Here is an 8,049-nt window from a genome sequence, read left to right as displayed (position 1 = left end):
TCATCTCATTTTTTCTACAGTCTAGCTCAGCTCCAAAAACTTTGCAACAGAACCAATTATCCTAACAGTACTTATATATGGAAAAACATTTTTTTTACCTTTGCCAATGTATTGAGAAATATATTCTATTTAAATCGCTCGATACTGTGTGTAATGAAAACATTCATCTTATCATTTTTACCCTGTATACCCTGAATAGATCTACATATTTTTTATGTTTTATCATTTTCTCAACAAAAACACTAAACATCTATGATAGAATGTATATGGGATGGGATAATTAAAATTAAAGTGGTTATTCAAGTCAAGAGGGAAGCACTCGTAAGAGTGTTTTTTCTTTGACTATTTTTGATTGTCATATATATTCGAATACGATAAAATGTGTAGAAAGATTATCGTATCATGGACCTTTAGCTCGGCTGGTCTTAGGTTCAAATTCTACAAGGTTCATCATTATTTTTTATAAAAGTACATTGGTATGTACAATCCTAGTACAGAAACGGTTATACGGATTATAATAAGATTGAAAATGAATACAAGCAACAAACAGAAAAAGGGCGCTCATAAGAGCGCTTTTTCTGTTTGTTGAATCCTAAACATATTTTATTTCTCAATATACATAGAACGTATAATTGTACGTGTATATGGATGCCCCGCTTTATTTTTTCCTTTTACATCAATTGTAAAATTGTATACACCCGATTGCTCTATATGCTGTAACGTGGTAGATAACGTATTTGCATCTACTTGTTGAACACCATTAGATTGTGAAATCAGTGTACCTGTTCGATCGACAACTCGAACCGTCATAGAGACATCCTCTGCTTCAACTGGTTTTTTATCAGAAGATTGGATTTTTAATTTTGCTTTATTTGCTTTCATCTTAGCGGGTATTTTCAAATGGAAAGGTGCTTCTTGTTGATACTGTACTATCGCTAAATAGGCATCTTTCCCTTCTGCATTCATACGTATCTTCCATTCTCCCACGTCCATACTTTTTATTTGAAACGTATGAATAAAGGCCCCTTTAAAAAAGGTATCATCACCCGCTGTTACTACCGCGTCCTGTTTGTTGTAAACCTTCCCTGATGGCGAAATAAGTTGTATCTCTACCTGTTTACTCGTAGTCAAAATGGATACGGTTCCTGGTGTCAACGTATCCACAGAAAACACAGCGCGATTTTCTTGATGTGGAATCAGTTCTCCCCCTAAAACCGTTTGGTTTTCTGTCGTTCCTAACTCTGTATAGGGCTCATTCGTAGAAGGAGCGGCAGACGGTGACCATGCTCGCCCCATTTTTTTCGTTCTTAAGTAAGGTTCTATGCGAGAAAATACGGCACTTCCCGTCCGAATAGAATCATGATCTAATGTAACATCAGAAAAAAGATGGGCACCGTACGGTAATGTGGTACTCCATTCGCTGACAAGTCCATCGTTATTTCCATATGGCGACAAATATAATCCTCCCATAGATAAAGCAGAAAAAGTAGGACCCCAACTTGTTCCTGCTATCGTGTAATACTGATTGGATTTTGTGACAGGATTCGTATCAATAATCGAGCGAAAGCGTGCCATTTCCCCAGTTTGTAACGCATACGTTCCTTCATCTTTCTGTCCTAGTAAAGAGGCAAGCCATCCTGCCCACCAACTATAGGATAAATCTGCTAGATGTGTCCCATAATGAGGGGATCCAAGTGTGATTACTTTATCAACAAAACGATGCGCACCATATTGTACAAGGGCCGCTTGTGTATCAATGCCCCCTTTACTATGTGCGATGATGTTTACTTTTTTTCCAAAATGTTGAGAAATGCTTTCTAATTTTCCAGCTAATAATTTTCCATTTGTCCAAGGACTTACAGACCCTGTTCCCGCTGCATCATACAGTTGTACAAAAGCAGTTTGATAGCCAGCATAGTAAGCAAGATCATACATATTATTTTTCCCATGATAGTAAGTATCTCCATACCAATCTTTTGCATTTCCATTTTTTCCATGTACAAATACAATCGGCGATTTGGTAGGATCTACCTGTGCAGGTGTTTCCCCAACAAACCAATCCCCCGGTCGGAATGTTTCTTTTGGTGGAAATACTTTTCCGTAATCTGGATGCGTTTCTGCAGATACAGAAGGCGCGTTATAAAAAATGGAAAATAAGAAAATAAAAAGAAATGCTTGCAATAGTATTTTACAATGTTTCAAATTGATACCCCCTCATGTGTTTAATCTTTATACACACTTTCAAATGAAGATTACATCTTTCCACCCCCTCTTGTACATACAATTCTTCATGATATTCGGTCTTCAGAAGAGAAAAACCTTTTACTCTAGCAGTTTCGCTATATTTCTCAAAACATTTCACTTATATACGATATATAATAGATGTTACCTAGCAGAATTGACAAATATCATAGAAAAAGGAGGGATAGAGGATGAAAAAGGGAATCAAAATACTGGTTGTGCTCTCTTTAATTTTGCTCGGACTGCCTATCATTTTTTTAGCTTATATCACATGGAAACATAAAAAGCCATCCGAATCTGTAAACCTTATCATAGAAAACTCTCAAGAAAAAAAATTACCCTCTTATACGCCATTCAAAGTCACTACCTTTAACATTGGTTACGCAGGGTTAGATGCAAAACAAGATTTTTTCATGGATGGAGGAACAGGCTCACGTTCTCGTAGTAACGAACAAACCATACATAATTTACAGCACATGTCTTCCTTTTTAAAAGAAGACCGTGCAGATTTTATCTTGTTACAAGAAGTCGATATCAAAGCATTACGTTCTTTTGATCAAAATGAATATCAACTTTTTCAACAGGAGCTATCATCTCACGCTTCTACATTTGGTTATAATTATAGAAATCCATGGGTTCCGGTTCCCTTTCTGCGTCCTATGGGATATGTGGAATCAGGACTTGCTACGTTTTCTACCTACTTCATAAAACAGGCAACTCGGTTTCAATTACCAGGGAGAGAGCCTTGGCCCAAGAAACTCTTCGATTTAGATCGTGCTATGGTAGAACACATTATCCCGGTTGACAATGGAAAGAACTTACGAATCGTAAATATACATGTATCAGCATATGATACAGATGGAAATATCCGCAAACAACAACTGCAATACGTAAAACAGTACATGCATACACAGTATCAGAAGGGCGATTATGTGATTCTAGGTGGCGACTGGAATCAGCTACTGTCAGATATTCAGTTACAAGACCCCACATTTCTAGCCTCCTGGCCCAAATGGCTAGTGCGTTTGCCTCAAGATTTTACAGAAGGAGGATTTCAATGGGCTGTAGATTCTTCTGTGTATACTGTACGTGATAATCGTACGGCATACGTAAAAGGAAAAAGTTTTGTGACCATTATTGATGGATTTTTAGTCTCACCTAATGTAGAAATCCTTCAAGTCAATGGACATGATTTACAATTTACACATAGTGATCATAATCCTGTGAGTGCTGTTTTTCAATTACAGTAGAACGGAAGACATACTTTTGAATAAACTTTTGGGAGACGTGAATAAACATGAAACAGGCATATACAATTGTTGTCATTGGAGCTGGTACAGCTGGGATTTCCTTGGCTGCTCATTTACTCCGTCATGCCCCTGTATTAAAAGAACGGGTGGCCATCATAGACCCTGCTCAAACACATTATTTCCAACCACTATGGACCTTTGCGGGAGCTGGGATTGTCAAAAAAGAAGCAACGATGAAAAAGCAATCCGACCTGATTCCAGAAGGCGTACATTGGATACAAAGGAAAGTTGCGGAAATAAGTCCTGTAGAAAACAGGTTGCTATTAGAGGATGGAACTGTTATTGCCTATGAAATTTTAATTGTAGCTGCGGGTATTCAAATCCATTGGGATCACATTAAAGGATTGAAAGAATCGATTGGGAAAAATGGGGTTTGTAGTAATTATTCGTATGTCCATACGGATGCAACATGGAGAGCAATCCAACAATTTAAGGGTGGAAACGCCATCTTTACGCATCCAAATACCCCTATCAAGTGTGGCGGTGCACCTCAAAAAATTATGTATTTAGCCGAAGAATATTTTTGTCGACAAGGTGTCCGGGAGAAAAGTAAAATTATGTTTCAAACAGCGAACCCGCATATTTTTCATGTACCTCGCTATGCTTCCTCTTTAGAAAAGGTGATTCAGAGGAAACAAATTATAACGAACTTTCATCATAATTTAGTAGAAATTAACGCTGAAAAACAAGAAGCAATTTTTGAAGATATACAAACAAGTAACAGAGACAGCATACCGTATCATCTATTACATGTTGTCCCGCCTATGGGACCACCTGATGTGATCAAGAATAGTTTACTAGGAGACGAAGAGGGCTGGGTAGATGTAAATCCTTATACGCTGCAGCATGTACGGTACCCCAACATATTTGGAATCGGAGATTGCGCCAATTTGCCAACTTCTAAAACAGGGGCCGCTATTCGAAAGCAAATCCCTGTTGTAAGAGAAAACCTATTGGCGTTTTTACAGGGGCAGGAGATACAGGCGACGTATAATGGCTATACATCTTGCCCCATTGTCACAGGATATAAAAGTTTGATTTTAGCAGAATTTGATTATCATCAGGAAGAACAGGAAACATTTCCGTTTGATCAATCAAAAGAAAGATATAGTATGTTTTTGTTAAAGAGATATGCACTTCCTTTTCTGTATTGGAGATATATGCTGAAAGGCATTGTATAAGAAATGACACATTTTCAAAAGGAATTATGATTAAAAAAGAATTTGAAGTGTGAGGGGGATGATGTATGTTATTAGAATATTTTTATCATGACAAGTTGGCTCATGCGTCTTATATAGTCGGGTGTCAGGATCATGGAGTGGCCATCGTTATCGATCCAGGACGCTACATCGAACAATATATGGAATTTGCTAAAAGGCAAGGATTAGACATCATTGCGGTAACGGAAACACATATTCATGCTGATTTTGTATCTGGTGCGAAAGAGCTTGCGTTATCTTGTAACGCAACGTTTTATGCATCAGCTGAAGGGGGAAGCACGTGGGAGTATCAGTATCTGGATCAAGTGCCATACCATCTTGTCAGAGATGGCAGTGAATTTCATATTGGTACGATCCAATTTCAGGTTATTCACACGCCAGGACATACGCCTGAAAGTATTTCATTTCTAGTCATAGATACAAAACAACATAATGAAACCAATGAAAAACCGATAGGGATTTTTACAGGAGATTTTCTATTTGTTGGTGATGTAGGCAGACCAGATTTATTAGAAACCGCTGTTGGTATTCCACATCATGCGAAGAGTAGTGCCAAAGACTTATTTCATTCGATCCAAAAAGTCAAAACGATGCCAGTATATCTACAAATTTGGCCCTCCCATCGTGCTGGTAGCTCATGCGGAAAATCATTAGGCGCGATTCCCTCTTCTACAATTGGCTATGAGAAACTCTTTAATTGGGCCTTTCAAACAGAGAAACAAGATTCTTTTATGATGAATGTATTAAGTGGACAGCCAAAACCACCACCTTATTTTTCTAAAATGAAACGAATCAATCAAGCTGGTCCGCCCATTCGTACACAACATCTCATAAAAGAAATACATTCTTTCTCTGCATTGCAACAGTTAGCACATACAGATACACAAATCATTGATACAAGAGAACCAACGGTTTTCGCTTCTGGACACGTAAAAGGGGCTCTTAATATCCCTTATAATCAGTCTTTTACAACATGGTGTGGTTGGATCCTAGAGGATACCCAGGATCTTATCATCGTTATCGATCCTGTGTCTGCGAATATAAACGAGGTACGAAGAGATCTGGAAACAATTGGATTAGATCGCACGATTGCCTATATGCATGCAAACACACTGGAAGAAATAGAGCTCTTAGAGACGTATGAAGAAAGAACCGTTCAAGAATTGTTTCCTCTTATACAATCTGGAACCTATCCCGTTATTGATGTTCGAAGTAAATCGGAATGGGATGAGGGACATCTTCCGCATGCCAAACATATCACGCTAGAACATCTGACAAAGCATGTACAAGACATTCCAAAAGATTGTCCGATTATTATACAGTGTCGTTCTGGTATACGTTCCGCTATTGCAGCAAGTGTATTACAGAAACATGGTGTAAAGGAAGTAATGAATTTACAAGGTGGATATCTAGCGTGGCTAAAAGCAGAATTCCCTATTTGTAAATGAACAGATAAACAAGTACAATCATCATACGAAAGAATGTAGGATGAAAAGAATAGTGAAAAGGGGTTCTGGTGCAAAAAAATAGAGGAATTGCAAATAATCTTCTAATTTTGGACAGACTGATACTATTACTCTACAAAAGGGATGTGATCAGTATGAAAAAGGACAATTTGTTTAAATGGAAGCATTACCAACCAGATATCATTTTATTAACTGTACGTTGGTACCTGCGGTACAATCTCAGTTTTCGAGATTTGGTGGAAATGATGGAAGAAAGAGGGTTATCCTTAGCTCATACAACAATTATGCGGTGGGTCCATCAATACGGACCAGAACTGGATAAACGTATCCGACGTCATCTTAAACAAACAAATGATTCATGGCGAGTGGATGAAACGTATATAAAAGTAAAAGGGCAATGGATGTATTTATACCGTGCGGTTGATTCTAAGGGAAATACGATTGACTTCTATCTCAGTAAAACTAGAAATCATAAGGCTGCAAAGAGATTCTTTAAGAAAGCTTTGCATTCTTTTCATGCCTCAAAACCTCGTACAATTACAAGTGATAAAAATCCTGCTTATCCAGTTGCTATCATCAAATTAAAGAAAGAGAAAAAAGTGCCGTTAGGCACTCAAATTCGGCAGATAAAATATCTAAATAACGTAGTGGAGCAAGACCATCGGTTCATTCAAAAACGTGTATGCTCTATGTTAGGATTTAAATCTTTTGGCACAGCTACATGTATCCTTGCAGGAGTAGAAGCCATGCATATGATAAAAAAAGAACAGATTGATTTACGGGATCAGTCTGTTCGCAATCAAAAAGAATTTATTCATCAATTATTTGGATTAACAGCGTAAAGAATGATTCCAGTAAAAATCCTCATTATTTCTTGGGAATGTATCCTTTATTTGCAACAGAACCCAAGATAGCCTGTGTGACCATGAGTCTGTAAATAATTTGTGATGAACATATGTAGAAAGGTGAAATTTGAGAAAGATAAGAAAAACGACCGCTCATTTCCCTCTGTAAGACAAAGAAGGGGGAGTTAGAATGGTTTTGTATGTAGGAGAGGAAAAACGCGCTATACGAAACAAGTAAACCGTTAGAATGAACGGGAGTTATTTTTGAGATAGAATAAATACCCCCCCTTTTTTGGAAGAATAATCTGTAGTATGTTGAAGTATAATTAATAATTTCATATACCGAACTGATTAACAAAAATAAAACTCACCAAACCCGTCATCAGGGGTTGCTTCTTCTGTTTACTCTTCGATACAATGGACATATAGAATAATCGAAAAGAAAGGTGACTCACTCTATGAATCAACCTTTAGTAAATTTACGAGTCGATTTTGCTTTCAAGCAATTATTTGGTGTACAAGGACAAGAGGAATTACTGATTTCCTTTTTAAATGCAATCTTGCATGAGTCTTTATCTACACCAATTGTATCGCTAAAAATTGAAGATCCACATTTGCATAAAGAATATGAAGAAGATAAATTATCCATACTAGATATACTTGCCACACTTAATGACGGAACAAAAGTCAACATCGAAATCCAACTAAGAAATACACAAGAGATTGTAAAACGTTCCCTTTATTATTGGAGTAAACTCTATACGTCTCAGCTTGAAAAAGGAATGTCTTATCGGTCGCTCCGAAAAACGATTGCAATTAACTTATTAGATTTTCATCTCTTTCCTGATTATGAAGATATGCATACAATTGGACAGTTTTGGAGTAAACAGCAAAAACAAGTCTTACTCGATGATTTGGAAATCCATTTTATTGAGATTCCAAAATTGCTTCAGCAATGGAGAGAAGA

Annotated in this window: 6 protein-coding genes; 5 read left to right on the top strand and 1 reads right to left on the bottom strand. The window is 37.2% G+C overall.

Translation table 11 applies throughout. The annotated features are described in order from the left end of the window. Window positions 1-603: 603 nt before the first annotated feature. A complete protein-coding gene (locus tag AB3X49_RS14555; protein ID WP_483298780.1) occupies window positions 604-2,181 on the bottom strand; it encodes an esterase/lipase family protein in 1,578 nt (525 codons plus the stop codon). A 251-nt stretch (window positions 2,182-2,432) separates the two neighbouring features. Here AB3X49_RS14555 and AB3X49_RS14550 point away from each other — a divergent pair, with 251 nt between their 5' ends. The 5 genes from AB3X49_RS14550 to AB3X49_RS14530 all read left to right on the top strand — a co-directional run. Beyond that, complete coding sequence (locus tag AB3X49_RS14550) at window positions 2,433-3,491, top strand: endonuclease/exonuclease/phosphatase family protein (RefSeq protein WP_367962950.1); 1,059 nt, start codon at window positions 2,433-2,435, stop codon at window positions 3,489-3,491. A gap of 41 nt (window positions 3,492-3,532) precedes the next feature. Next, on the top strand, window positions 3,533-4,732 hold the full coding sequence (locus tag AB3X49_RS14545; protein ID WP_367962952.1) for an NAD(P)/FAD-dependent oxidoreductase: 1,200 nt from the start codon (window positions 3,533-3,535) through the stop codon (window positions 4,730-4,732). 65 nt (window positions 4,733-4,797) lie between these two features. Next, on the top strand, window positions 4,798-6,219 hold the full coding sequence (locus AB3X49_RS14540; RefSeq protein ID WP_367962948.1) for an MBL fold metallo-hydrolase: 1,422 nt from the start codon (window positions 4,798-4,800) through the stop codon (window positions 6,217-6,219). 152 nt (window positions 6,220-6,371) lie between these two features. Beyond that, window positions 6,372-7,079, top strand: coding sequence for an IS6 family transposase (locus tag AB3X49_RS14535; RefSeq protein ID WP_367962946.1), 708 nt, complete (start codon window positions 6,372-6,374; stop codon window positions 7,077-7,079). Window positions 7,080-7,540: 461 nt separating this feature from the next. Then, window positions 7,541-8,049, top strand: a 509-nt coding sequence (locus AB3X49_RS14530; RefSeq protein WP_367962944.1) for an Rpn family recombination-promoting nuclease/putative transposase, incomplete at its 3' end; no start/stop codon positions are given.

The organism is Bacillus sp. C30 (assembly GCF_040838255.1).
Classification (GTDB): domain Bacteria; phylum Bacillota; class Bacilli; order Bacillales; family Bacillaceae_G; genus Bacillus_A; species Bacillus_A mycoides.
Note: the sequence above shows the minus strand (reverse complement) of the source record. Positions and strands in the feature narration are given on the sequence as shown.

What these genes read in the sequence shown, in the direction of transcription:
- AB3X49_RS14550 (WP_367962950.1), top strand. Translation starts at nt 2,433, where the DNA reads ATGAAAAAGGGAATCAAAATACTGGTTGTGCTCTCTTTAATTTTGCTC.
- AB3X49_RS14540 (WP_367962948.1), top strand. Translation starts at nt 4,798, where the DNA reads ATGTTATTAGAATATTTTTATCATGACAAGTTGGCTCATGCGTCTTAT.
- AB3X49_RS14535 (WP_367962946.1), top strand. Translation starts at nt 6,372, where the DNA reads ATGAAAAAGGACAATTTGTTTAAATGGAAGCATTACCAACCAGATATC.